We start from the raw sequence: 24,899 nt of genomic DNA, 5'->3' as shown, positions 1-24,899 counted from the left end.
CTTCCTGAAGCGCGTCAAAATCCCCGAGCAGGCGAACAAGTATCCAGGCCAGCTTTCGGGCGGCCAGCAGCAGCGCGTGGCGATTGCGCGCTCGCTGTGCATGAACCCGAAGATCATGCTGTTCGACGAGCCCACATCGGCGCTTGACCCTGAAATGATCAAGGAAGTGCTCGACACGATGGTCGGGCTTGCTGAAGAAGGCATGACGATGCTGTGCGTCACCCACGAAATGGGCTTTGCCCGTCAGGTGGCCAACCGGGTCATCTTCATGGACCAGGGCCAGATCGTCGAGCAGAATTCGCCGGCCGAATTCTTCGACAATCCGCAGCACGAGCGCACCAAGCTCTTCCTTAGCCAGATCCTGCACTAGGCTCGTCGCCGGACATGCAGGCGAAGACCGCCGGCACGGCCGCGGCGGTCTTTTTCGTTCGGCCTACCGCCAGACGAGATATAACAACACCGAAAGAGAAAGGGCCCCGCGATGCAGGGGCCCCGGAACTCTTGGCAAACAGGCGTTCTCGGTAACCGAGCCTGTCAAGTCTTGAGCTTGGCATTGCAAAGGCTGTAGTAACCGCCGCCCTTCTGAATCCACTTCAGCCCGTTGAGCGTATTGGCGTCCTTGTTCACATGATAAGAGTCCACGCAGGTGTGCATGCGTCCCCTGCCCGGCGTTTCCTTGGCATATTTCGGGGCAATAACGGTCGGGAACGTCACGCCTTTCGGTGCCGTTATCGTCGGTTTCGCCGGTTCTTCGTCGGTCGCCATGGAAACATCTGGCTCGGCCGTCGCGTCGGGACCGCACTGCGACTTTCGGAAGTCGTTCCACTTTATGTCCTTGGCGGATCCATCCGCCTGTGCCGACTTATACTTCGCGCTGCACTCTTTCATGGTGAGGGCCGCGGAGGGAGTGGCGAACGCAATAGCGCCAAGCAGGGAAAGGGAGCCGAGAATTGTCAAATGCTTGATCATGATCATTTCTCCAACGCCTCACATAGGCTAACCGACTATCATTCCCGGTATTTTTCTTGTCAACGCGGCATTTTCGCAACCGAAGCGACCAATTATCGAATGCCGATCGATGTCCCGGCGCATCGGCTGCAAGGCAATCAAAATCACTGTCCAGAGGCGTCCCTTCGTACCATGGGATGATTGTCGAACCTTTCGCGCATGATTGTCGGAAGGACAACCTGAACCCGGTCGGGCGCGTCTATTACGGCCCATCGACAATGATCTGCACCCCTGCCTCGATGTCCCAGGAGGTCGGCCTGGCGCTTGGCGCGCAGGCCGGAGAGATGAAGTTGCGCAAGGCGGCGCTCAACGCCCGCTTCAAGCACTTCCATCGTGCAACGGAGACGCCGTTCCACATTGTTGCTTGAGGCGCGCGCCTGACGCGCGTCCCTCACCCGCAAGCCAGCCGCCCGAGCTTTCGCGCGGCGGGCAACATATTAAATTAACACATCATATCAATGATATAAAGATTTTCCTCGAACGCCCCCTCGAGACCGGCCCGCCAGCGTCCTCCACAGGCACAGAAAAAATCGCGTCATTGAGACTTTTCTTCGCTTTGCCGCTTGCGGGATTCAGAAGGCCTGATTATAAGGGCGCCACCACGAAGGAAGCGCCCTTCGTCTATCGGTTAGGACACCAGATTTTCATTCTGGGAAGAGGGGTTCGACTCCCCTAGGGCGTGCCATTCGTGTGTAAAATCAATAATTTACGTGGTTACCAGTCAGCGGGTGGCAGATTCCGACTCCTGTTTTCCAATTATTCAGGCGGTGCTCGTCGTCCGGGCGCCCATAACCTCCGCCAGGGATCGCATCCCATCTCTGCGGTGGACGACTCGCGATAGTCGCCAATGGGCTTCTCGCTCCATACATTCCGAAATGGTCACCCCACTGTAGGCGGGCGGCGATCAGGCTCTTCAGTGATCCGGAGAGGGTGGCAGCGGATGTAGACGCTCGCCCTTGTGGCAATGACGTCGGTTCGGTACCTCAATGCCGTAGACCGCCCGCAGCACGCCTGCAGCGCCCAACGCACCAGGCGGAAGAGTGCAGACGAAAAGAGCTTCTCGAACGTTATCGTGACCAACTCAAGGGCAAGTATCGCGAATGCGCAAATTTGCAAGTTTCAGTGGTTGCGGGGACTCGGCTACACGGTTACTTATGAGGTCGGGAACACTCTGCTGACTTTATAGAAATGGTGCCGGAGTTGCTTCGGGTGTTGCTTCTGGCTTAACGTCCCGACCCACCTGCCTGAGAGGAGCTTGGAGTGCGACCGGATCTCACACGCCTCACGCTTTCAGTGCTGTTCATCAGCGGCCTCATCGGTTTCAGTGTCCTGATTCTATTGCCGTTCCTGCCAGCGATCTTGTGGGCCATGACATTGGTTATCGCCACATGGCCACTCATGCTTTGGGTCCAGCAGCATCTCGGCAATCGCCGTGGTCCGGCGGTATTTGTCATGACGCTGGCTCTCCTTTGCATCCTTATTGCGCCATTCTGGCTTGCCATCAGCACGATTGTCGAGAATCTCGATCAAATTACAGCTCTCGTGCATTCTGCGCTTTCAATGCGTCTGCCACCGCCTCCGGACTGGGTATCCAGCATTCCTTTTGTCGGCTCGCGCATTGCCGACGCCTGGATCCGATTTTCCGCCTCCAACGTTTCCGAACTCGGATCCCGGCTCGCTCCCTATGCTGGATCAACGGCGCGATGGTTCGCATCCGCCGCCGGCGGCGTTGGCGGCATGCTGTTGCATTTCGTGCTGACCACGGCGATCGCCGCCATGATGTACTCCGGTGGGGAGAAGGCAGCGGCCACGGCCATCCGCTTTGGCCGTCGCCTCAGTGGCGATCGGGGCGAAATGGCGATCGTTTTGGCCGGAAAGGCAATTCGCGGTGTCGCGCTCGGCGTCACAGTGACCGCCATCGCGCAAAGTGCGCTCGGTGGCATTGGTCTCCTGGCGGCAGGCATGCCCTATGCCGGAATGCTGACCGCGCTGATATTCATGCTCTGCCTCGTGCAGATCGGCCCGGCACTCGTCCTCGTGCCAGCAGTATTCTGGCTGTATTACTCGGGTGAGACACTCTGGGGCACCGTTCTGCTCGTCTTCACCATATTGGCGATGACACTGGATGGGGTATTGCGACCGTTTCTTATCAAAAAGGGCGCAGACCTGCCGATATTGCTCATTCTGGCGGGCGTTATCGGCGGGCTGGTGGCCTTCGGCATTCTAGGCATCTTCCTCGGGCCTGTCATCCTCGCGACCGCCTACACCTTGTTGGATGCCTGGATGGAAGAGACCCCGAATTCGACAGACACCGAACATTCCATTCAGCCAGACCACGCTCGCTGACTTCCTTCACAAACCAGTCGCAGACGACAGCTACGTCGTCGCATTGAACGACCTCATGCCTGCAGGAACGTCGCATACCGCGATGCGCGTTTGAACTCTGTCGTGCGCCCTCGTCGTCATCGACTCACGCGATGAACAGTAGTATTGTTTTTTCAGCATTTTCGCAGTTGGTGCGCATAATGGGACTGCTTGATTTTTGAAGCGAACACCGCTCCGTGTTCTAACTGCAGCTCGAGGAATTGGATTTGTAACCAAGGGGTAGCGTTTGCTGCGGGTGCCTTTTTCCAACTTTCTGTCATCACATGTTCGGAAGCTCGGGCGAGCGACGCTTTGGACGATTTTCCGGTTGTCATTACCTGCGAATACAAGGGCCTGCATCACGCCTACTATCTGTCTCGGTTTGGCCCGGATGGTGTAGCGACCTACATCACGCCGGACCGACTGGCCGGGACGATTTCGGTAGACGGCCTAGCAAAGGCCAGGGGCGAATCCAGGTGGGAAGTTGTCTCGGCAAGACACTCAAGGAACTGAGAGCATCCGGACAAGCCCACGACCTCAAGCGCTAGGAAGCATGAGCTGGAGATCGGTGCTCTGCCGATACCGTCGTCGGTCTTCTCAACGCGACGCTCTGCAACCTGACCGAACCTTTTAACGCGCTCGCCGGGACCCATTTTACACCTGTTGGTCTATTTTGACGTTGCTGTGACGCTGCTGCTCCTGCCACAGCAAGTTCGATGAGGGGTAGCTGAGCTGTGTTTCAACGACCGACAATCCGCTTCAAGAAACAGCTTGCTTAGGCTGCTAGAATCCCTAAAGTTGCAGGTAGAATTGCATGGAATTGGTCAGCAGTTGTCTTTCAGGAGGATTGGTCGCTGCAATGGAACAATCAATTCATCCGGCCGCGATAGAACACCTACCAGTCTTCGTCACCGCGCCCGGACAAACCGACTACTTGTTCGTCGGCGTCGCTATATTTCTGCTATTGGTTGTACTCGTCATCGGCAATTTGTACTTCCAACTGCACGCAGTTCCAGAGCGCATGGCGCACCGCACCAGCAAGGTGCAGATGGAGATTGTGGCTGTTCTGGCACTTATCTCACTTTTCACCCATAACCACCTCTACTGGATTGCAGGGTTGCTGCTTGCTTTTATCCAGTTTCCCGATTTCTCGACCCCACTCTACTCTATTGCCCAGTCCCTCGGGAAGCTTTCCGGCAGAGATGCCAAAACCAGCGGCGATCCAGCGCTCATTCCCGACGAACCCATCGAACAGGCTCAGCCGGCATCAAAAGCTGACGCACAGGAGGAGAGTATCTGAGCCATGTTTGAGCTGCTTCTGTGTTCAATGCTGACAATCCTGCCCGATTATCTCTTCCGACGTTATGTCCAAGGAAAACGAATCGGTCGCGAAATTACCCTTTACAGCGTGTGGTACGAGTTGCGCTGGGGTATAACCGCCTGTCTGCTCCTGACCGTTTCGCTGATCACGATGATTTTCTACTTCCACCCGTCGACAAAGAGTGTCACGGCGATCTTCAGAACCGTAACGATTTTACCGGAATCGAGCGGACGCGTGGAAAACGTTTTTGTTGGAGTCAACCAGAAGGTCAAAGCCGGCGACCCGCTTTTCCAGCTTGATAGCGCCGAGCAGGAGGCTGCCCTTGAAACCGCGCGGCGGCGCATCGCGGAAACCGTTGCCGAGATGACGGTAACCAAAACAGAACTCGCAGGGGTCGACGGCCAAATCAAACAGGCCCAAGGCGATTACCAGACGGCAGTCGACGAGTATGCGATGAAGGCACAACTGCTAAAGACCGATGCCGTCGCGAGACGCGAGGTAGAACGCCTGGTGACCACCATCGACAGCAAGAAAGGCGCACTCGACGCAGTGCTCGCAAAAAAGACGACCCTGGAGACACAAATCGCTTCGTTGCTGCCGGCGCAAAAGGCAAGCGCGGAAGCGGCAGAGGAACAGGCACGGGTCGAACTCGACAAAACCCTGGTCCGAGCCGGTGTAGCCGGGACCGTGCAACAGTTCACGCTTCGTCCCGGCGACGTCGTCAATCCGATGCTGCGCCCTGCCGGCATCCTTGTCCCGGAAGGTGCTGGGCAAGGCACGCTGATCGCCGGCTTCGGACAGATCGAAGCGCAAGTGATGAAACAAGGAATGATTGCCGAAGCCACCTGCATCGGAAAGCCATTTACCATCCTTCCGCTGGTGGTGACCGAGGTACAGGCGGTCATCGCTGCCGGGCAATTGCGACCGACAGATCAGCTTATAGACATTCAACAGACAGCCCAGCCGGGAACCTTGACCGTCTTTCTGCAGCCGCTTTACCCCGGAGAGCTCGATGACGTTCCGCCCGGGAGCAGCTGCATCGCAAACGCCTATACAAACAATCACGACGCCCTCGCCGATAAAAATATCGGCACGCTGAAATGGGTGTTCCTGCACGTGGTGGACACTGTGGGACTTGTTCATGCAATGATACTTCGGATGCAGGCAATGCTACTTCCGGTGCAGACGTTGGTTCTGACAGGTCATTGACGTCGGCCGCAGCACTAGCGGCCGATGGCTTCGAGGGTGTAGCTTGCTGGCGTTGCAGTATTGCCGTCGAGTTCCAGGTGCCGGCCTGCCGCGCGCCGTATGACAATGCCAGCAAAAGTGCGTAGCGGTTTTGCATGCGCAGTCGCGTAAAAACAAAAAGACAGGGTGTTTTCTCGATTCGAAGTAATACGGAAGTGCTCTAAGCGGTTACATCGGGTACCGTATTGCGAATACCCATATCTTCAATGTAGTCACTCGGCCGCTTCTGGCGTTTCCCGAGATCTGGCTCGTCGAACTCGATGACCTCGTAGGGGATGGATTTCAGGATATGTGAAATGCAATTGACGCGAGCCCGTTCTTTATCATCGGAGGGAACGATCCACCAGGGAGCGTGCGCTGTATCCGTCTTGCGTATCATCTCGTCATAAGCACGCGTGTAGTCCCACCACCGTTTATAAGATTCCACATCCATCGGGCTCAACTTCCACTGCCGCCGCGGGTCCTTTATCCGCCGCTTGAAGCGACGTTCCTGCTCTTCTTCACTGACAGTCAGAAAATACTTCAGCATGATAATGCCGCTTTCAATGATCGAGGCCTCGAAACGAGGAGCAAGCTCGAGGAAGCGCTGCGCCTTCTTTTCGGGGCAGAAGCCCATGACCCTGTCGACACCAGGCCGGTTATACCAACTGCGATCAAAGATCGCGATCTCGCCCGCGGCAGGAAGGTGGGCGATATAGCGCTGCATGTAGATTTGCGTTTTTTCACGATCGCTGGGCGCCGGCAGCGCAACCACACGAAATACCCGTGGGCTGACGCGCTCTGTAATGCGCTTGATCATACCGCCCTTGCCCGCGGCATCCCGGCCTTCGAAGATGATCACGATACGTGCGCCGGATTTCTTCACCCATGCCTGAAGATGGGCAAGTTCCACTTGAAGCCGATCCATTTCGGCTTCGTAGTTCCACGTCTTTTTCTTCTTTGATTTTCTGGAATCGCCTTTTTCAGCGTCGTGGTCGGAATCGGGCAGCTTGTCCATGGTTCCCTCCGTGTTTCAGCAAATTCCTTGATCTCGGTGTATGGTTCTACGCGGAGCGTCGGCTGGCTTCGTCTTTCCGAGGAATTGGGCCGCTCGCCCTCCCTCGCCTCGACATTCAGTTCCGCGACACATAATTCTAGATTGCATGTAGAGAGGTCAGTTCATATGGAATCAAGTGCAGTCTGTACTGCCGGCGAGCCCGATTGTGCCTCCACCGTGGTCCGCTAAGCCCGACAAATCCACGTCAGATCGCGTAGCAAAATCTTCTCCAACTCTGGGCGCAACGACTTGATGCCCGGAACGAAGCACGCGAGGTCAATCCACCGGCGGTTCCCACGTCAGGAAGAAGCCGATATCCCCTGGGATTCCACCCGGGAAATTCACGACCATTGCCTTCAGCCTATAGCCCTGAGGACGAGCAACGCCGACGAACAATTCATACAATTCCTTTGCCTTCCCTTGTAGCGTATCGGGCCAGTTCGGTTCGCTGTTGTTTATGGCACGACCGCTATCCGTGCAGAAGCTTGAAGGAAAGCTGTAAACCAGGGCCTCAAGCTTGCCGTCGCCAGCAGCTTTCATCACCACGCGCCGAATAATATCGCGCTCCTGGTCGCTGACCTGCTCGCGAAAAAAATGCTCTACAAATTCAGAGTGCTTCTTGGCCTCTCGCTCCCTGATCTTATCATCCCGCTGCATTTCAACGAGCTGAAGCTCAAGCGCTTTTTGCCGTAATTCGTCGGCGCTCAGCATAGACGGACTCGCGCTATTCTTTCCGATTTCAGCCATGACGTTTCCTCCCAAAGGTCTTCATATTAGTACGGCGAACAACATTATCGAAAGATACAAGCTGACAGTCAGGATACTCCAAATACATTTGGTGTCCATGCTTTCACATTGACGCATCAATACCCGCCATAGTCCCTAGGGGAGGGCCGTGGGGGTGCCCGTAAGACGATCTCGGTGTCGATGTTCGCCGGCCCCGAAACGTCTCGTCGACCAATTTAAATGCACAATTTGTTTGGAGTTGCAAATAAATGCATATACAACACATCTAGAATTAGAAAGACCTTATTCTAAGTCGAGACCGGCCATGGAAAGTGTAAAACTACCCAGCGCAGGCCGTCGTAAACCGACTGAAGGCGAGATTCGTCGACAGTTGGAGAGGATATTTGCGAGCTCTGAGTTTCACTCTCCGAGGCGGGGCAGAGCATTTTTGCAGTTCATTGTGAATGAGGCCCTGGAAGGGCGTTCGCAGTTCCTAAAGGCGTTCACAATTGCAAATGTGGTTTTCGGTCGAGAGGCCTCCTTTGATGCGCAGAACGACCCTGTCGTGCGGATTGAAGCGGGGCGTATTCGCAGAGCGCTCGAACGCTACTATCTTGTAGCTGGCCATGGGGACGGCGTCGTTATTACCATACCGAAGGGTGGTTATGTGCCGTCGTTCGACTACGCAGAAGACCATGATATAGCGGATATAACGCAGGCTCACCCTGCGACTGAACCGGACTTGCCACCAGCGCCGCCCGAACCCACTGTTCATCCCAAGGATTCCGACCGTTCCTGGGCGAGGCTCGTACTGCCCGCGGGCGCAGCGTTGCTTGCGGTGGCGGCTGTCTTTTCGCTGGGGCCTCTTCTCGCCTCCCGTTCCGCGGGGCCCTCTTCCACACCCACAACCGGCGCGGCAGAGCCAAAGGTCGTTGTCGAACCCTTCCGGAATGCAACCGGAACTGCCGACGCAGCCGACCTCGCATCGGGCCTGAGAGATGAGGTCATCGGGCAACTCGTGAAGTTCAAGGATATTGTCGTCGTTGCAAGCCAGCCTGCCGTCAACGGCGGACTGGTCGGGGATGAGCCGCGCTATGCGTTGCAGGGAAGCGTTCGACTTGAGGATAACAAATTTCGCTCCATTGTTCGTCTCGTCCGCCGAAACGATGGAGCAGTCATCTGGGCGAACAACTACGACAGCGACTTGCGTGCGCAAGGTATTCTCCAAATTCAAGAAGGGGTAGCACAGCAAGTGGCCAGCGCCGTCGCCCAGCCGTACGGCGCAATCTTTGAAACCGACGCGAGCGCTATTGCCCGCGAGCCAACCAACAACAAGACAGATACCTATGCCTGCACACTCGCCTACTACAGCTATCGGGCGAGCATGAGCCCACGCAGCCACGAAGCAGCAAGGGAGTGCCTTCAGCAAGCAACGAAGCACAACCCGAACGACGCAACCTATTGGGCATTGCTTTCGATGACTTATCTCGACGAGTTGAGGTTTCGCTACAAGCTCGGTGTTCCGTCGCCCTCGAGTTCGCTCAAATTGGCATCAGAAGCCGCCCAGCGAGCGACGAGTATCGATGCCCACAACGCCCGCGCGCTGCAGGCTCTGATGTTGGTTAGCTTCTTTGGGGATGACATCGACACGGCGCTGCGAGCCGGTGCTGCCGCCTATTCTGCAAACCCGAACGATGCGGAAGTCGCAGGAGAGTATGGGCTGCGACTATCGATGTCCGGCAAATGGCTGTCCGGATGTGAACTGGTGTCAAGCGCAGTAAATAGAAGCGCGGGCCCCAAGGGCTACTACGAAGTCGGCATGGCTTTGTGTGCCTTTATGCGAGGAGATATTCAGGTGGCCGAACTCTGGTCCCGGATGTCCGACCTGGAATACAATCCAATGCATCATCTCGTTCTTCTATCGATCCTCGGCGCGGCCGGCAAATTGGACGAAAGCAAGAAGGAACAAGACTGGCTCAGGGCAAATGCCCCAGCGTTGATGGACAACATCCGCACGGAAGTCTCGATGCGTCTGCAACGCCCCGAAGATCAGGAGCGTTTTTTCGCCGGCCTGAAGGCTTCGGGTACCGCCGTCGCGTCGCCAAATTCGCGTGCGTCAAGCGAGTGAAGCCAGACTAGCCTGTGGCGCCAGGTCATTGAGGGCAAACCATGCGGTATAATACCGTATCTTACTGCCCTATTCGCTCGCTCTGTCTTATCATCAGAGTAACCCAGAGAGCTTATGTTGCGGCGTTGGCCCATCTAATTCCGCCGTGCAATTTGGGTCTGTGCGCTCGCCGTTTGGCGCATTGCGGGCCCGTCAAGTGACAACTAGAACCGGCCGGGCCCAAGGCAGGCCGTACCCTGTATCACCGGAGGATGAAGCATGGCCGAGATTGATTATCGCGAATACGAGCATATGAGCCCGTTCGAAATAAAAGACGGACTGATGAAGCTTGCGAAGCGCAGCGCACAAAAATCTGCGCATGCCCTGCTTAATGCCGGACGCGGCAATCCGAACTGGATCGCGACAACACCGCGCGAAGGCTTTTTCCTATTCGGTCAGTTTGCTTTGACCGAGTGCCGGCGCTCCATGGACAACCCAGCGGCGGGTCTCGCGGGGATGCCGCAAATGAGCGGTATTGCCGCAAGGCTTGAGGCGTGGCTTGCCAAGCATGCCGACGACCCGGGCGCCTCCTTCCTGTCGAAAATGGTTGACCACGGTGTCAAGGCATTCGGATTCGATGCAGATGCCTTTGTGTTCGAGCTGACGGATTCGATCATCGGCGACAACTACCCAGTTCCCGATCGGATGCTGATCCACGGCGAACAGGTTGCGCATCGGTATCTCATGTGGGCGATGGGGGCCGATCAGGCGGCTGGAAAATTTGACCTTTACGCCGTCGAAGGCGGCACGGCGGCGATGTGCTACATCTTCAAGTCGCTGATGGCCAACCGCATTCTCAAGAAGGGCGACACGATCGCCATGGGGACCCCGATCTTTACCCCGTATATCGAGATTGCAGAGCTGGAGGATTACGCATTCAATGCCGTTCACGTCCGGGCGACGCAGGAGCATCGCTTTCAATATTCCGACGAGGAGCTCAAGAAGCTGGAGGATCCGAAGGTCAAGGCCTTCTTCGTCGTCAACCCCGGCAACCCGACCTCGATGGCAATCGATACACCGACGTTGAAGAAGCTGGTTAACCTTGTGAAGACCAAGCGACCGGATCTCATTCTTTTGACCGACGACGTTTATGGCACATTCGTTCCGAACTTTCGCTCGTTGATGGCCGAACTGCCCTACAACACGATCGGGGTCTATTCCTACTCGAAGTACTTCGGGTGCACCGGTTGGCGGCTCGGGGTGATCGCTATCAATGAGAAGAATATTCTCGATGATCGCCTCAAGGAGCTTCCGGCGAAGGAACTGGAAGCGCTCGACAAGCGATACGTCTCCATCACGCTTGAACCGCGCAAACTGAAGATGATCGACCGGCTTGTCGCCGATAGCCGGGACGTGGCGCTGAATCACACCGCCGGGCTCTCTTTGCCACAGCAAGTGATGATGACCATGTTCTCCATGAGCGAGTTGATGGATACCGACAAGGTCTATCAGCAGGCCTGCATGGCCATTTGCCAAAAGCGGGTAAACACGCTGCTCGAGGGACTTCCCCTTGATCTGCAGCCGAATGCGAACTTTGCTGCCTACTACGGCACAATCGATTTTGAATTCTGGCTTCGTAGATATATCGGCGAGGAGATGGTGGCCTGGCTCAAAGAACACGTCCATCCTCTCGATCTGGTCTACAGGCTGGCCGAGGACCATTCGATCGTGCTCCTCAATGGTGGCGGGTTTGAAGCCCCCAATTGGAGCGTTCGCGTTTCCTTCGCCAACCTCGGCGACGACGTCTACGATGATATCGGCCGCGCCGTCCGTGCTGTTGGGCGTGGCTATGTCGACAGGTTCAATGCATCGTCGAAGCAGAGCTAAGACACCGAGTTCAGAAGGCCGCGTCTCATCGGGCGCGGCCTGCCGTTTAGGCTCGATGCTTCCTTCCCCTCACAACGCCTCGTCGTGGCCGAACGATTGCTGGCTCGGAGATATTGGCACAGCGGACTCTTGGTAGTGGCGAATTCCGGCAAGAGCCGTGGGAAACATGTGCTCCCTGCCGAGCCGCTCGGCAAATCCCGATGCGCGGACATACTCCAGGACGCCGGCGTTGAGGCTCGAGAGCCAGAGCGCAATCCCCCGTGCAGCGAGACTTCGTTCGCTTTCGATCAACATCTGAAGCGCCGAATATTCGATATCGAAGACTGCACTCAGGTCCAGCATGAGAACACGGGGTTTATTCTGGATGACCAATTCGCGGATTCTGTCGGCGACGTGCTGTGCATTCACAAAGAAGAGCCTGCCCTCCGGTCTCACGATCAGCAGCCCCTCGAAGGTTTCGTCGTCGGGGTGCTCCGGTGAGACTGGGCGCAGGACATCCGCGCCCCGCTTGCGGCCAATTACATGGATTCGCGGGTGCGCGGCCTGACTGGACAATCCAACCAGGGACAGGACGATGGCGACGACGATGCCCTGAAGCGTGCCAAAGATAAGGACGCCCAAGAACGCTGCCAGCGCCCACCGAAATTCCATCTTGCGAACGTTGCGGATCGACACGAACTCAGCAGGCTGGATCAGGCCGACGGAGTAAACGATCACAATCGCCGCGAGCACCGCTTGCGGCAGAAGGCCGAGCAAGGGGGCTAGCACCAGCATTGTTGCAGCAGACACCGCCGCCGTGACAATTGATGCCTTCTGCGTTAGGCCTCCGACGGCACGGACCACGGCGGTTTGCGATGTTCCGCCGCCTGCGGGCATCGCACCGAAGAAGGCGCCTAGGAGGTTGGCGGCGCCGGTGGCCACCAGTTCCCGGTTCGCCCGGATCGGTGGTTCCGACTGGTCCGCGAAGGCGCGACCAGCAGCGATCGTCTCGGTGAAACTCATCAGGGCGATGCCGATCGCTCCCGGAAGCAATTGTCGGGTTAGGTCGATACTCGGCAGCGTCAGCGAGGGCAGAGCTTGGGGTATGTGGCCGACGATGGAAACGCCATTGGTGCCCATGCCGAACAGCCACGACGCCGCGATACCGCCTGCGACCACTGCGAGGGGAGCAGGCGAGTGTGGCCATACGCGTTCCATGAGCAACAGCAGGACAAGTGCGACGGCACCGACCACGAGGGTTACGATTGAGGTTTCGGGAAGGTGCTGCAGCAGGCTCAGGATATCTCGGAAGAAGCCTTCCTTGGCAAAGTGAAGGCCGAACAGTTTCGGAACTTGGTCCAGCACGATGACCAGCCCGATCCCCGCCTTGAAACCGGTCAACACCGGTGAGGAGATGAAATTCGCAACGAACCCCAGCCGCAAGGTTGAGGCGACGATCAGCAACAGGCCGGTGAGTGCCGTCAGTGTGGCGGTCGCCGTGAGCAGCCTGCCGGCGTCCCCATCAGGCACGACAAGGGCGAGTTCTGTCGCGGTCAGGATCGCGAGGGTCGTCGTTGAACTAACACTGAGGACACGGGATGTCCCCAACAGTGCATAAACGACCATCGGTACGAAGGCCGTGTACAAGCCCACGCTTACCGGTAGGCCAGCAACGGTCGCATAGGCCATGGCTTTGGGCAGGACCACCGCCGCCGCCGTCAGACCCGCAATTAGATCCGGCCGTAGCGTCCCCGCCGAAGCCCCCATCGACTGGTCAGTGACTGGTGACCGAAGCATGATGTCCCCTTTCCGTATCAACGGCTGTGTCGGAGCGCGCGCGCTGATTGTCCGCCCTCGCCCGGCCCCGAACAGGAAAAGCAGGCGCTCCCACGCCGCATGATCCTAATCCCGGCATGGCTTCTAGACCAACACAAATGTGCTCAATCCTATCCATGATATCCCGCGATGATACCGACAATCACGGTTCCCCAAGTTGTGAGCAGGATGTGACCGATCGGCACTGCCGGCGTGTATCCAAGAACGGCAACACTACTCCCCGATCGGTCCTGAACCGCGGCCATGCCGGCCGTCATCGTCTGCGCGCCGGCCAGCCCTCCGAGCAGTAGAATAGGGTTCATTCGAAGCACGTAGCGTCCAAAATACAGTCCGACAATCATCGGGGCAGCGGTGACGACCATGCCCCCAAACAACAGGCCGATCCCGGCTTCCGCGATGGCCGAGACGAAGACGGGCCCGGCATGCAGCCCGGTCATGGCGACGAAAGCGGCAAGCCCGAGCGCAGTCATGAGTGATACGGCCGCATCCGGTATCCGGCCGAAAAGGGGAAATCGTGTACGCAGATGCCCGACCATCAACCCGGCGAGCAGAGTGCCCACGCTTGTGCTTAGGGAAATCCGCATGTCACCGATTGGAACGGTAACGAGAACGCCGACAAGTCCGCCAAGGAATATCGCAAGCCCGAGCACGAAAAAGTCTGTCGTCGTCGTAGGTGCGACGATGGCGCCGATCTGTTTGGCAGCGCGCGATACGACCGGTTGAGGCCCCACCAGGCGAAGGATGTCCCCTCGTTCGACGATGACACCCGCCGCGAGAGGGAGTTCCTGCCCTCCGCGCGTGATACCGCGCAGATAGAGGCTCCGTGCCCAGCTCTCCTTGGCAACGTCCTCGATACTCCGGCCAGCGAGCACGCGGGATGTCACCAGGACATCGGCAACGGATACCGGGATGTCGAGAAGCTCCCTGTCCTCGACCTCCTCTGCACGCGGTCCGAGCACTCTCACCAGCGTTTCCCTTGCACCCGACACTGCAATGACATCGCCTGGGCTGATCAGGATCTCCGGCGCTGCCTCCAGGATCGCGCCCTCTCGTCGAAGGCGCTGAACGAAAAGCCTGCTCTCTGGAAGCGCCGCCTCCGCAGCCGCCGTCGACATGCCGACGATTGGCGCATCCTCGGCAATGCGATAGGCGCGCATTTCAAACCTTCGCCAAGCAGAGGCGACGCCGCCCGTCGTGCGGATTATCCCAAGCTCGCGCTCCAGCTTCAGCGCCTCGGCAGCCAAATCGACGCCAAGCAGTTTCGGGCCGACGACACTGCAGAACAAAATGACGCCGACTGCACCGAAGACATAGCAGACAGCATCAGCCACGGCGATGTGCGCGACGTACCGTGCACGATCTGCATCCGGCAGAGGCAGTGCATTTATTGCCTCGGTTGCCGTGCCCATTGCCGGGCTTTGCGTGAGCGAGCCCGAAAGCAGCCCCGCCGCAAACCCCGCATCAAGACCAAGGACAATTGCAACGACGATCGCGGTGAGCAGGCCGGTCACGCATACGACGATGGCGAGCACCACCGGCTTCATCCCATCCCGCTTCAACGCCTGCAAGAACTGCGGCCCGACCGAATAGCCAATGCCGAAGAGGAATAAGAGAAACAGAAAGGATTTCGCCATCCCGGCAATCGGGACGTCTGCCACTTGCCCTATCAAGATGCCCGCAAACAGGGAGCCCGTGACGGGGCCCAGGCTGAAACCTCCGAGCTTCAAGCCACCGATCAAATATCCGAGGCTGATCGCGAGGAACACGGCGAGTTCAGGATACTTCACCAGAAATTGCTCGACCCATGCCATGACTATCCCATCTCCCCATGCCTTGTGTAGACGCTGCGCGCATCGTTTTGGGGGTCAAGGCTACAAGCCAGCACAATGGGCCGAGCCCTCCCAATTCCAGTTGAACCGGCCCGGTGCCCGCCTCCGGGCAACGTGCATTTGTGTCAACGCGCGCCCCTCGCAACGCCGGTGTTCGACCTCTCCGAGGAGACGGATCAGAGGCTGGGAAAAGCGCTACTTGCCGGTCGCCTCAACGCTTCGCCTTCGCGGCAACCGCCTCGGGCTTGACCAGCTTCAGCCCCCTCGCCTTCTCGTAGCCATGGATCTCCTTCACATCCAGCTTGCGCATGAAATCGATCGTCTCCTGCGTCAGCACCTGGCCCGGCACCATGATCGGGAACCCCGGCGGATAGGGAATGACGAAGTTGGCTGAGACCATCTCCGGCCCCTCACGCAATCTCCGATCGCATTCAGCCCCGATCAGCGGCACGTATTCGCAGAGCGAAGCGTCATAGGCGTTGAAGAAAGCGGTCCGCATATCGCCCTCAGGCGTCGTTCGGCCCGCGTCGCCACGGAACACCTCGTGGAAATGGCTGAAATTGGGAAGGTCCGGCACGTCGGTCATCAGCGATTTGACGCGCGCGTCAAACTCGGCCCGCTCTCCCTCTCCACCGTCGACCAGGCGCTTCTCGATTCCATGGCAAATCTCGACGAGGACGCGGATAAGATGGGCAACATCGCTGCGCGTGTTGTTGATGTTCGACTGCAGCAGCACGCTGTTGCGCGACGTCTTGTTGAGCTGGATGTTGTACTCGCTTGCCAGTAGACCCTTGAACTGCGTCCCGTCGAAACCGGCGGTGCCGCACACCAGTGTCATGCGCGTCGGATCGAGGTAGAATTCGTCCTCTTGCATCGCCTTTATCGCCGTTGCCCAGGTTGAGCCCGGTGCGAGGTAATCCTTGAAACCCGACTGTCGGTAGACATCCGGGATCATCTCATCGGCGCCGAGGACGCGGAAGTACTTCGAGATCAATTCGTGCTCGTTGATCGCTCGCCGGATCTTCAGCGCTATCTCGATCGCATTCATCACGAGCCCGTACCCTTCGAGCTCCATCTGTCGGCGGGCGACATCGAGGCTGGCGATCAGTTGCTGGTTGGGGCTGGTCGAGGCGTGGGTGAAGACCGCTTCATGGAACTGAGCCTCCACCGTGTGAAAATCCACGTCTTTGACCAGCAACATGGAACCTTGGCGGATGGCCGACATCGACTTGTGCGTAGAGTTGGTCTGGTAAACGCGAAGGCGCACAAGACGGGGATCGGGGATCAGGCGGCTGGCGAGCAGCGTTTCGTCTGACGGGTTGTCGCCGAGGTCGGCGCGCTGCTTCTCATAGGCCGTGACGGACGCGGGATCGCGCAGCCATTCCTCGATGTCGGCCGCAGCACCCATAGCCGTACGTGGACGCAGAAACGGCGAAAAGCGGGCAAATCCAGACCACGCCTCGTCCCACAGGAAGATGAGGTCCGGCTTGATGGCGAGGCATTCTTCCATCACCCTCCTGACATTGTACATATGCCCGTCGAAGGTGCAGTTCGTCAGGTCAAGCAGCTTTAGCCGATCGAGCCGCCCCTCCGCGCGAAGTGCCAACAGCGCCCGCTTGATCGTTGCGAGCGGCACGGCGCCATACATCGAATACTCCGTCATAGGAAACGCTTCGACATAATAGGGTTGGGCGCCGGTAAGAACCATTCCGTAGTGGTGGGATTTGTGGCAGTTGCGATCGACCACTGCGATGTCGCCGGGCGCTAACAGCGCCTGTACCGCCATCTTGTTGGAAGTGGACGTACCGTTGGTGACAAAGAACACGTGATCGGCGCCAAAGGCCCGTGCAGCCATCTCCTGCGAGCGCTTGATTGTTCCCGTCGGCTCCAACAGGCTGTCGAGCCCACCCGTTGTCGCACTGCTTTCCGCCAGGAACAGGTTGAGGCCGTAAAATTCCCCCATGTCGCGGATCCAGTCCGACTTGAAGATCGACTTGCCGCGGGCAATGGGCAGTGCATGGAAAGTGCCCACCGGTCGCCGCGCGTATTTCTTCAGGTTGTCGAAGAACGGCGTCTCATAGCGTGCCTGCACGCCTTCGAGGATGGCGAGATGCAATTCGAGCGGTTCCTCAACCGCATAAAAGATGCGGCGAACCGCATCGGCTGCCGGATCACCTGCGATCTTCTCGACCTGGCGGTCGGAGAGCAGATAGATGTCGAGTTCAGGACGGATCCGCCTCAATGCGCGAGCTAGGCGTAGCGCCGACATATCGGGACTATCCGTTTCCGCGAGCGGGTCCAAGACTGAGCGAAGCACCGGCGCGTCGTGTCGCGAGCGGTAGGGGAAGCCCTCGGCGAGGACGACTGAAATGATGTCGGGGTTCAAGGCTGCGGCACAGACGGCATCCTCAAAGGAGCCGACGATGATCGGCTCGTAAACAAACGCATCTTCCGGACGGCGCAACCTGCGGATTTCCTTGGTTAAAGCAGGCCATCGCGCCGCCGGCTGGCTGTTGACGAACAGCACTTCGAAATACGGCCGGCGGCCACCCGTTTCACCTGTCGCCGGCGGCATGATATCCACCACTTCGCTCGGGGACATTTCGTCATGGGCGTCCCACTCGGCCGGACGGCCTCGGTAGGCATGCGTCAGGAGTCCATTGGAGATGCGCCGCGCCAGGGCCGCCGCTCCCACGGCATCGTTGGTTGCAATACGCTCGCGCAGAGCTGTTAGCAATCGCGCCCCCGGATAAGCATGGTATTCCTCCACGGCCTCCAATTCCGCCAGCGCCGCCTCCAGCGCCGCCCTGTCACCGCGTTTGGTCGCCCAGGCGTCGGCCAGCGTTGTGACGGCGCGCCAGCTATCGGCACGCGCCGAGTGTATGAGCAGAAACTGATTGATATTTGCGGTCTTGCTTGGCATCCCGATCTCCCAATGTCAGTTGTTATTGGCTTCCACCACAACCGGCAGCCTCATCTTTGCTGATCTAGTCAAGGCTCGCGTCAAGTCAGGGCGGCATCGCTCCAGCGTGGCCCCGGATTATGTAAAAGAAACAGGTGCACCGCACTCGGCTGCCATCAGGCCAGCAACAGCACGAGCACCATTCCCCAGATGGTAAGCAACGTATTGCCGACGGCGTACGTCACCGTGTAACCGAGGCCAGGAATCTGGCTCTTCGCCCGGTCGTTGATCATACCGAGGGAAGCCGTCGTCGTGCGAGCGCCGGAGCAGCACCCAAGCAGGATCGCGGGATGGAAGCGGAAGACGTATTTTCCAACGTACATGGCCAAGATCAAGGGCACCGTCGTCACGACTATACCCCACACGAATAGGCTGAAGCCGAGTTGCTGCAAGCCGGCGACAAAACCTGGGCCCGACGATATTCCGACAACAGCTATGAACACATTGAGACCGACGGAGTTCATGAACCACACTGTCGGCGATGGTATCCGCCCGAACGTCGGGCGCACTGACCGAAGCCACCCAAAGAAAAGTCCGGAAATCAATGCACCGCCGGAGGTCGACAAGGTGAGTGGGACACTACCAACCTTGAATGTGAGCGCACCGACGAGCGCGCCGATCGCAATTGCCGCGCCGATGAATGCAACGTCCGCCACGTCAGTCTGCGCATCCGGGCGCCCCAGGTCTTTGGTCGCCGCCGCCGTATCCTGCGTTCGCCCGACGATCGTCAGGATATCGCCGCGATTTATCTGTGTGTTTGGCAGGATGGGTATTTCGGTAGCCGTAGCGCCACGAACGATCTTGCGAAGAAATACGCCGCGGGAGGCAGGTCGTGCGGCGAGTTCAGAAAGCGTCTTTCCTTCTACGTCCTTGTTTGTGACGAAGACGTCGATCCCATCGGCGGGAACTGCAAGCAGTTCGCGGTCATCGACCTCGTCCGCCACGCTGCCGATGAGTTCGACAAGAACCTCGCGGCGACCAGCGACGGCGACGATGTCCCCCGCTGCAATCACAGTGTCGACCGTCGCATCCTTCACCACACCTGCGCGGCGAATGCGTTCGATGAATATGCGCTCGGTTGGCAATAGACCTTCTGCCTCAAGCGCTGTCAGACCGACGATTTTGCCGCCGTCCTTCACCCTGTAGGCGCGCAACTCATAATTGTGCCATGCGGTTCCCGCGCCGCCGAGGACCTTCTTGCCCCCCTGCTCCTCCTCATAGCGTTTGCATTCCGCTTCTAGATCGATGTTCAGCAACGCTGGCCCGAATAGAGCAAGGACGATGGCCGAGCCGACCGTCCCGAAAATATAGGTTACCGCATACGCAACGGGCATCGCATCGAGCATGGCCTTGCTCTCTTCAGGAGGCAGACCCAGGCGATTAATGGCGTCCGTCGCGAGCCCCATTGATGCCGATATCGTCTGCGAGCCCGCATAAAGCCCGACCGCCGAGCCGATGTCGTAGCCAGCAATTAGAGCTCCGAAGTATGCCGAACCCAGGCAAAAGAAACAGACCACAACGGCGAAGAGCGCCTGTGGAATTCCGTCCTTCGCAATTCCGCGCACGAATTGCGGCCCGACGCCGTAACCGATAGCGAACAGGAACATGAGGAAAAATGTGGATTTTAGCGGCGGAGAGATTGTAATACCGAGCTGACCGATCAGGACTGCGGCAATGAGTGTCGCCGTTACCGCGCCGAGCCCGAGCCCCTTGTAGGTGAATGACCCGAAATAGTAACCGAGCCCCAATGACAGAAATATCGCAATTTCTGGATAAGTACGGAGTGTGTTCACAAACCAATCAACCACGGGACGCCCCTCTTTTCTGATCACGGGCACGGGATAAGCCGGCCAGTCCCTTGAAGATATTTCGTCGTTCGACCCTGACCTCTGGGTATCACTAGATCTGGGTATAAGTACAAAGCGTGGGGTATAATTACAAAGCGGGGACTGAATGTCGCTCGACAACTGTTGATGGTAAAGTATAATACCGTATTATACAGAAACAGACCCGTATCTTACCGCTCATTCGGCGTATCATCCCAATCGTCATCTGGAGGACATTGCGATGGCAGAGCTTGGAGCAACAAGCCCTCGTCCTGCGATAGAAAGTGCGGAAGAGCTACCGAAATGTGCCCTCCTGCCGAACAGGGACACTCCTTGGAAACGTCTCGTATACAGATCGCTCCGCCGGTGGTTGCGATGAGGACAGTCGAGATCGAACGCCAGTTCTCGTGTGCAACGAGGACTGGCGCGCAAGCGCCTCATCGGGCCTACGCATTTCGCCAAGGTTCAGGCGGCGACAATTCGGTCGGTGTCCGTACGGTCGATGGCCTTTCGGCTCGCTTGACCGCGAGGGTCGGAAATTGCTGGCTGAGCCGCGAGGAGTACGAATACGACATACCTTATGAAAAGGCTGATGCGCTTCGCTTACACGCGAGCTGAGCTTGCCCTAAGTTCAGTTTTGGGTTTGCCCGAGCGGGGGCCCGATGTGTGCATTTCTTAACTCGCGGCCGGCTCTGGAGACATAGATGGAAGCCACTCCAATCGCGCGTGTCCTCAAGTGTATCGATCCAGGCGACGCACTGGGTGAGGTTCTCTTTGGCTTGATCATGGCACTGACGTTCACCATCGGGGCGCGCCTCGTTACCGGTGAAGAAGGCTTGGAAGCGCATGACCTGGTCGTGGCGACATTGGGCTGCAACATCGCCTGGGGTATTATCGATGCTGTGCTGTTCCTGCTTGGCACACGCCTCTACAGACGCAGTCGTACGCGTTTCTTTCGCATGGTCAGGACTGCCGAGGATGAGAAAAGCGCCTTGGCAGCGATCGCCGACGAGTTCCCGTTGGGAGGCGAGGCATTGGTCCTAGATAAGCGAGATCAGGACGAGCTGTACCGCTGTATGCTGGCGCTGGCCAAGCGAGCGAAACCTTCGAATATCACGCTTTCGCTAGACGACCTGATTGGAGCTCTCATCGTCTTCATGATTGTCGCCGCGACGGCGATTCCCGCCGTCATTCCCTTCCTGGTCATGGAGGACAAGTATCACGCGCTTCGGGTGAGCAACCTGCTCCTTGTCGCGTTGCTTTACGCTACGGGCGCCGCATGGGCCCGTTTTGCGGGCTCTACGCCGTTCATCGTCGGCATGGCAATGACCATTTTGGGCCTCACGCTCGTGGCCGTCGCACTGATGCTTGGAGGTTAAGCTCAATATGGCGCGGCTCAGTCGGGTTACTCGCCGTACACGTCGAGCGCCGGCCCGGGAATCAAGCGCGCTATTATGTGTGACTTCGACTTGATCCTGTCCGGCAACGAATTCGGAATCCCCGAGGCTGCGGCCGACCGGGAATAGCCCGAGCCGACGGCGAATCGCGCGGATCGTCAACGCAACTCGCGCAGCGGTCCTGGGAACTCAAAACGCGGACTTTGCATCTGTCCGGCCAGCAGGCTGTCCGGTATCAGCCGGCCGACTTGTCTCGCACGGCTTGAAAGCTAGTCGCTCACGATTTCCCAGCTAGCGTCGGGATTGAATTCCCTAATGGCGGAGGCTTTTTCTTCCGTCCGCTCTCCCAGATCGCGCTCGTAGACAATTCCCGCGTTGTTGACGATGAACGTCTGGACACCCGTGACGCCGTAATTAACAGGCCAGGCAATCAGCGCGAAGCCGCCGGTCATGTTCTTGTTGACGATATAGCTTTGCTTGCCCCCGAGAACGTTATCGCCCTGCCCCGTCAGGATTCGATAGCGATAGCCATAATAGCCCCCACCCTGTTCTGCGCGACCGAACGCCGCCGTTTCGATCAGCGCGCCGGCGGGGCTATCCACGTCGAAAGTGCCGGGCGGCCAGTAGAGGCCATCCCGCTTTCCGGGGGTGCTGATCAGCCTCCGGGCAAACTCGTAGACACCGTCTTCGTCCTGGTCCTGCCTCGCATACTCGTACTGCGCCACCAGGTAGTCATGCATGGTCTGGATCGTCGCAAGCTCGTTTGCGCCGACGCGGCGATTGACTATTTCCTCCAGCCCTACCTCGGTATCGAAGGTCCATTTTCCGTCCTTGGCCTGTGCCAGCGGGAAAGGTAAGGGCCAGAGACGGTCGCCTATCAAGATAATCTTTCGCCCTGAAAGATCTTGCATCTGCAACTGCCGCTGGGCACCGGCGCGAATAAGTCCGTAGGTCGTCGCGGCCTCGCCACTGGCGCCAAGTTTTTCCGCACTTAAACCCAGCAGGTTTGCAAAGCCAGCTGCGTCGTCGGAACTCAGCACGGACTTCAATCGCTCCAGCGCATCCGACGGCTTATCAAACGATGGCGGCGTTCCCGCAGCAAATTCAGTCAGGTCCGTCTGCATTTGCGCCGCAACGGGTCCTGCGGCCAACAGGGAGAGCGCCGCACCTAGCGTCAGCGGGATCAATCTCAACCTTCGTCTCATGATCTGTCTCCGGTCATTTAAGAGAATTCTGTCTTCTGCTAAGAGAATTCTATCTTCTGCCACCTCCGCCTCCGCCGCGGCCGCCGCCGCCGCCGCGACCGCCACCGCCACCTTGCGGCGGCCGTGGGCGCGGCCGACTTGCGTGCGATGCACCACGCTGGCCTCCTCCCATGCTTTGCCCTCCGCGCTTGGACGCAACCGCTTCACGGCGGCCGGATTGCACGTTGCCAAGCGCACTGGGCTGGCGCGATCGGTTGTCGGGTCGAGCCGCCATTTTTGGCGCAGCTGACTTCCTGTTCGATTTTGCGGCGGGACGATTGGCGCCCTTCGCTGGGCGAGCCTCGGGCCGCGCGCCGGCATTGGGTCGGTTCGCGGCGTCGGGCCGCGCGCCGGCATTGGGTCGGTTCGCGGCGTTTGCGACTTTGGATTTCGGGCCGGCCTTCAAGCCTTCGGCGGTGCTCTTGCGAATATCTTGTGCGCGGGGGCCCGCCTCCCGCGTTGACGGTCCCCGGCGCTCGCCCTCGCCGATCTTGTTTTTCAACTGGTTGCGGTTATCGGCCTGCAGGCCGGATTTGATCGCCGACCGATCCAGGTTGGCGAGCTGGTCCTTTCCGATGCTCAGCTTGCTGCGGTCGACCTTGCTCCAATCGACGTCGTTCAAATTGACCTTGCCGCTGAAGTTGCGGTCGTTGAAACAGTTGTTGCAGTCGACATCGATGTCGCCGCCCCAATTGCCGCCCCAGACGCCCCAATCGTCCCAGTTGACGACGGCTGCCCATGCGACACCGGTGATAGCACCCGCGAAGAATGCCGCGCCTGGATAGTAATAGCTCTCGTAGGAGTTTGGATAGTATGAGATCGGCGCCGACTGATAGTTATCCTGGTAGAGCATTTCGGGTGGGTATTGGGGGATGTAGACCTTTTCAGGATTGGTTGGGCGAATGACGACGTTTTCGTTTTCGGTGACGACCGTGACTTTGTCGTCGGTCTTGATGATGTTTTTCGCGACCGCCTCGTCGCGAAGCTGTTGGATGGCGATCAGCACATCCTGTTGCTGGTTGGTCAGCGCATCGGCCAGCGACTGGGTCCATTCGAGATCGTCGCTCATCATCTTGACGATCTCGGGGTAGTTGAGCAGAGAAATGACGCTGCCGTCCCATTCCTGCTTAGGTTTGAGATCGGACTTTTTCTCCTTTGCCTCGAGAAAACGTGCGGCCTCAACCATCTGCAGCGGGAAGAGCGATGCAGCGGAAATCGCGGCCACGAGTTCGTCCGGATAGAGCGCAATGCGCGCGACAAGAACCTCGAGCTCATCTTCGGAGAGGAGATCCGTTTCCCCTTCTGCTTCCGGGGCGGAAACCGGCTTCTGCGTAGGAGTTGTCGTCTGAGAATAGGAGGGGCAAGCGGACATCGACACGAGCGTCAAGGCTGACAATCCGGCTAGCCATCTGATGGATCTTGCTTTCATCGCACATCGACCTTTTCAACAATGCCTCTGGAAATCTGCAGCGTCTTGCCGCTGCCTCCCTGAGTTGTTTTGGCTGGCTCGACTTGGGGCCAGTGTTGGGTCACCGGGGCGTGCCCTCCTTTGTGGAAGGCATCGTCCAAGTAGAGAACCCCGCATTTCTCTCGCCATTTCAGGCAATACGCCTCCGCCCCACGACCGATGTCGCGTCAAGCAACTTCAACTACTATAGTACAGCAGGTTAGCCGCGAGGCGTAACTTACGCGATGCTACGCGGACGCAACCCGGTCCCAAAACGGCGTCGTAGATCCTGCTACGACGCCACCAATATGTTTGGTCGCAGCCGGCCCAACATTATCCCCCCCTCCAACCGCACGATATTACCCCGTTCGCGCTGCTATTCAGAGCTTCGCACTCGGTCGCCGGCAGAACGGCGAGTTGAAACGCCATGCATTCTAGCACTACTTTGGCAGAATGTATTTTGGCGGTCTGAAGCGGATTCTGCAGTGAGGACATCGTTCTGGGGCTGACGCTGATAGGAGGGTGTTTATGACCGCGCGTCGGATGGCTGGCAGTGTCGGTTTAGGCGGACCGTGCCTCTTCCTTTTTTTCCCGCTTTGCCTTGTGTAGGCGCTGATGTTGCAGGAAGGCGTAAGCGATCATTGTCATCAGCGCGTGTCGATGCAGACCTTGCCATGATCGG

The 24,899-nt window shown here is 58.2% G+C and carries 16 protein-coding genes, 1 tRNA gene and 2 pseudogenes; 10 read left to right on the top strand and 9 right to left on the bottom strand.

What is annotated here, in order from left to right; genetic code table 11:
• On the top strand, positions 1-370 hold a 370-nt coding region (locus AC1D2R_RS31220; RefSeq protein WP_477973602.1), incomplete at its 5' end, for an amino acid ABC transporter ATP-binding protein.
• A gap of 164 nt (positions 371-534) precedes the next feature.
• Here AC1D2R_RS31220 and AC1D2R_RS31215 read toward each other — a convergent pair.
• Entirely contained in the window at positions 535-969 is a 435-nt protein-coding gene (locus AC1D2R_RS31215) for a hypothetical protein (RefSeq protein WP_477973600.1), read from the bottom strand.
• Between the two features lie 176 nt (positions 970-1,145).
• On the opposite strand from AC1D2R_RS31215, the pseudogene AC1D2R_RS31210 reads away from it, so the two are divergent.
• The 6 genes and pseudogenes from AC1D2R_RS31210 to AC1D2R_RS31185 all read left to right on the top strand — a co-directional run.
• Positions 1,146-1,376, top strand: a pseudogene (locus AC1D2R_RS31210) (SAM-dependent methyltransferase); the annotation flags it as partial.
• A 242-nt stretch (positions 1,377-1,618) separates the two neighbouring features.
• Positions 1,619-1,693 (top strand) — tRNA-Glu (locus AC1D2R_RS31205).
• Between the two features lie 575 nt (positions 1,694-2,268).
• Complete coding sequence (gene ydiK, locus AC1D2R_RS31200) at positions 2,269-3,354, top strand: AI-2E family transporter YdiK (RefSeq protein ID WP_477973598.1); 1,086 nt, start codon at positions 2,269-2,271, stop codon at positions 3,352-3,354.
• Between the two features lie 297 nt (positions 3,355-3,651).
• Positions 3,652-3,920: pseudogene (locus AC1D2R_RS31195) on the top strand (hypothetical protein).
• Positions 3,921-4,231: 311 nt separating this feature from the next.
• Complete coding sequence (locus AC1D2R_RS31190; protein WP_477973604.1) at positions 4,232-4,672, top strand: hypothetical protein; 441 nt, start codon at positions 4,232-4,234, stop codon at positions 4,670-4,672.
• Positions 4,673-4,675: 3 nt separating this feature from the next.
• The gene (locus AC1D2R_RS31185) at positions 4,676-5,902 is read left to right on the top strand and encodes an HlyD family secretion protein (protein WP_477973596.1); all 1,227 of its coding nucleotides are present in this window, start codon (positions 4,676-4,678) and stop codon (positions 5,900-5,902) included.
• 199 nt (positions 5,903-6,101) lie between these two features.
• On the opposite strand, the gene ppk2 is transcribed toward AC1D2R_RS31185, so the two are convergent.
• Positions 6,102-6,938 carry a polyphosphate kinase 2 gene (gene ppk2, locus AC1D2R_RS31180; RefSeq protein WP_477973594.1) on the bottom strand — a complete coding sequence of 279 codons (837 nt, stop codon included), beginning with the start codon at positions 6,936-6,938 and terminating at the stop codon, positions 6,102-6,104.
• A gap of 315 nt (positions 6,939-7,253) precedes the next feature.
• Positions 7,254-7,724: a hypothetical protein gene (locus AC1D2R_RS31175; RefSeq protein WP_477973592.1), complete on the bottom strand. Its 471-nt coding sequence runs from the start codon at positions 7,722-7,724 to the stop codon at positions 7,254-7,256.
• A gap of 232 nt (positions 7,725-7,956) precedes the next feature.
• Here AC1D2R_RS31175 and AC1D2R_RS31170 point away from each other — a divergent pair, with 232 nt between their 5' ends.
• Positions 7,957-9,831, top strand: a complete 1,875-nt coding sequence (locus AC1D2R_RS31170; protein ID WP_477973590.1) for a hypothetical protein — start codon at positions 7,957-7,959, stop codon at positions 9,829-9,831.
• A gap of 258 nt (positions 9,832-10,089) precedes the next feature.
• Positions 10,090-11,697: a bifunctional aspartate transaminase/aspartate 4-decarboxylase gene (locus AC1D2R_RS31165; RefSeq protein WP_477973588.1), complete on the top strand. Its 1,608-nt coding sequence runs from the start codon at positions 10,090-10,092 to the stop codon at positions 11,695-11,697.
• 69 nt (positions 11,698-11,766) lie between these two features.
• On the opposite strand, the gene AC1D2R_RS31160 is transcribed toward AC1D2R_RS31165, so the two are convergent.
• The 4 genes from AC1D2R_RS31160 to aspT (AC1D2R_RS31145) all read right to left on the bottom strand — a co-directional run bounded on the left by AC1D2R_RS31160 (position 11,767) and on the right by aspT (AC1D2R_RS31145) (position 20,111).
• A complete protein-coding gene (locus tag AC1D2R_RS31160) occupies positions 11,767-13,473 on the bottom strand; it encodes a SulP family inorganic anion transporter (RefSeq protein ID WP_477973586.1) in 1,707 nt (568 codons plus the stop codon).
• Positions 13,474-13,622: 149 nt separating this feature from the next.
• Complete coding sequence (gene aspT / locus AC1D2R_RS31155; protein ID WP_477973585.1) at positions 13,623-15,323, bottom strand: aspartate-alanine antiporter; 1,701 nt, start codon at positions 15,321-15,323, stop codon at positions 13,623-13,625.
• Between the two features lie 229 nt (positions 15,324-15,552).
• Complete coding sequence (locus AC1D2R_RS31150; RefSeq protein ID WP_477973583.1) at positions 15,553-18,264, bottom strand: decarboxylase; 2,712 nt, start codon at positions 18,262-18,264, stop codon at positions 15,553-15,555.
• Between the two features lie 155 nt (positions 18,265-18,419).
• Complete coding sequence (aspT, locus tag AC1D2R_RS31145) at positions 18,420-20,111, bottom strand: aspartate-alanine antiporter (RefSeq protein WP_477973581.1); 1,692 nt, start codon at positions 20,109-20,111, stop codon at positions 18,420-18,422.
• A gap of 722 nt (positions 20,112-20,833) precedes the next feature.
• On the opposite strand from aspT (AC1D2R_RS31145), the gene AC1D2R_RS31140 reads away from it, so the two are divergent.
• Positions 20,834-21,508, top strand: a complete 675-nt coding sequence (locus AC1D2R_RS31140; protein WP_477973579.1) for a VIT1/CCC1 transporter family protein — start codon at positions 20,834-20,836, stop codon at positions 21,506-21,508.
• 287 nt (positions 21,509-21,795) lie between these two features.
• Here the strand turns inward: AC1D2R_RS31140 and AC1D2R_RS31135 are convergent, their stop codons facing one another.
• Together AC1D2R_RS31135 and AC1D2R_RS31130 are read right to left on the bottom strand one after the other, a co-directional pair.
• Positions 21,796-22,731: a DUF2950 family protein gene (locus tag AC1D2R_RS31135; RefSeq protein ID WP_477973577.1), complete on the bottom strand. Its 936-nt coding sequence runs from the start codon at positions 22,729-22,731 to the stop codon at positions 21,796-21,798.
• A 49-nt stretch (positions 22,732-22,780) separates the two neighbouring features.
• Complete coding sequence (locus AC1D2R_RS31130; RefSeq protein WP_477973575.1) at positions 22,781-24,199, bottom strand: DUF3300 domain-containing protein; 1,419 nt, start codon at positions 24,197-24,199, stop codon at positions 22,781-22,783.
• Between the last annotated feature and the right edge of the window lie 700 nt (positions 24,200-24,899).

The organism is Rhizobium sp. P1_C7, from assembly GCF_056406295.1.
This window is presented reverse-complemented; position numbering and strand designations above follow the sequence as displayed.

Bases quoted from the DNA above. Each gene is read 5' to 3' on its own strand.
- aspT (WP_477973585.1), bottom strand. From the start codon at position 15,323: ATGGCATGGGTCGAGCAATTTCTGGTGAAGTATCCTGAACTCGCCGTG.
- AC1D2R_RS31140 (WP_477973579.1), top strand. From the start codon at position 20,834: ATGGAAGCCACTCCAATCGCGCGTGTCCTCAAGTGTATCGATCCAGGC.
- AC1D2R_RS31190 (WP_477973604.1), top strand. From the start codon at position 4,232: ATGGAACAATCAATTCATCCGGCCGCGATAGAACACCTACCAGTCTTC.
- AC1D2R_RS31135 (WP_477973577.1), bottom strand. From the start codon at position 22,731: ATGAGACGAAGGTTGAGATTGATCCCGCTGACGCTAGGTGCGGCGCTC.
- AC1D2R_RS31215 (WP_477973600.1), bottom strand. From the start codon at position 969: ATGATCAAGCATTTGACAATTCTCGGCTCCCTTTCCCTGCTTGGCGCT.
- ppk2 (WP_477973594.1), bottom strand. From the start codon at position 6,938: ATGGACAAGCTGCCCGATTCCGACCACGACGCTGAAAAAGGCGATTCC.
- AC1D2R_RS31150 (WP_477973583.1), bottom strand. From the start codon at position 18,264: ATGCCAAGCAAGACCGCAAATATCAATCAGTTTCTGCTCATACACTCG.
- AC1D2R_RS31160 (WP_477973586.1), bottom strand. From the start codon at position 13,473: ATGCTTCGGTCACCAGTCACTGACCAGTCGATGGGGGCTTCGGCGGGG.
- AC1D2R_RS31130 (WP_477973575.1), bottom strand. From the start codon at position 24,199: ATGAAAGCAAGATCCATCAGATGGCTAGCCGGATTGTCAGCCTTGACG.
- AC1D2R_RS31175 (WP_477973592.1), bottom strand. From the start codon at position 7,724: ATGGCTGAAATCGGAAAGAATAGCGCGAGTCCGTCTATGCTGAGCGCC.
- AC1D2R_RS31165 (WP_477973588.1), top strand. From the start codon at position 10,090: ATGGCCGAGATTGATTATCGCGAATACGAGCATATGAGCCCGTTCGAA.
- AC1D2R_RS31185 (WP_477973596.1), top strand. From the start codon at position 4,676: ATGTTTGAGCTGCTTCTGTGTTCAATGCTGACAATCCTGCCCGATTAT.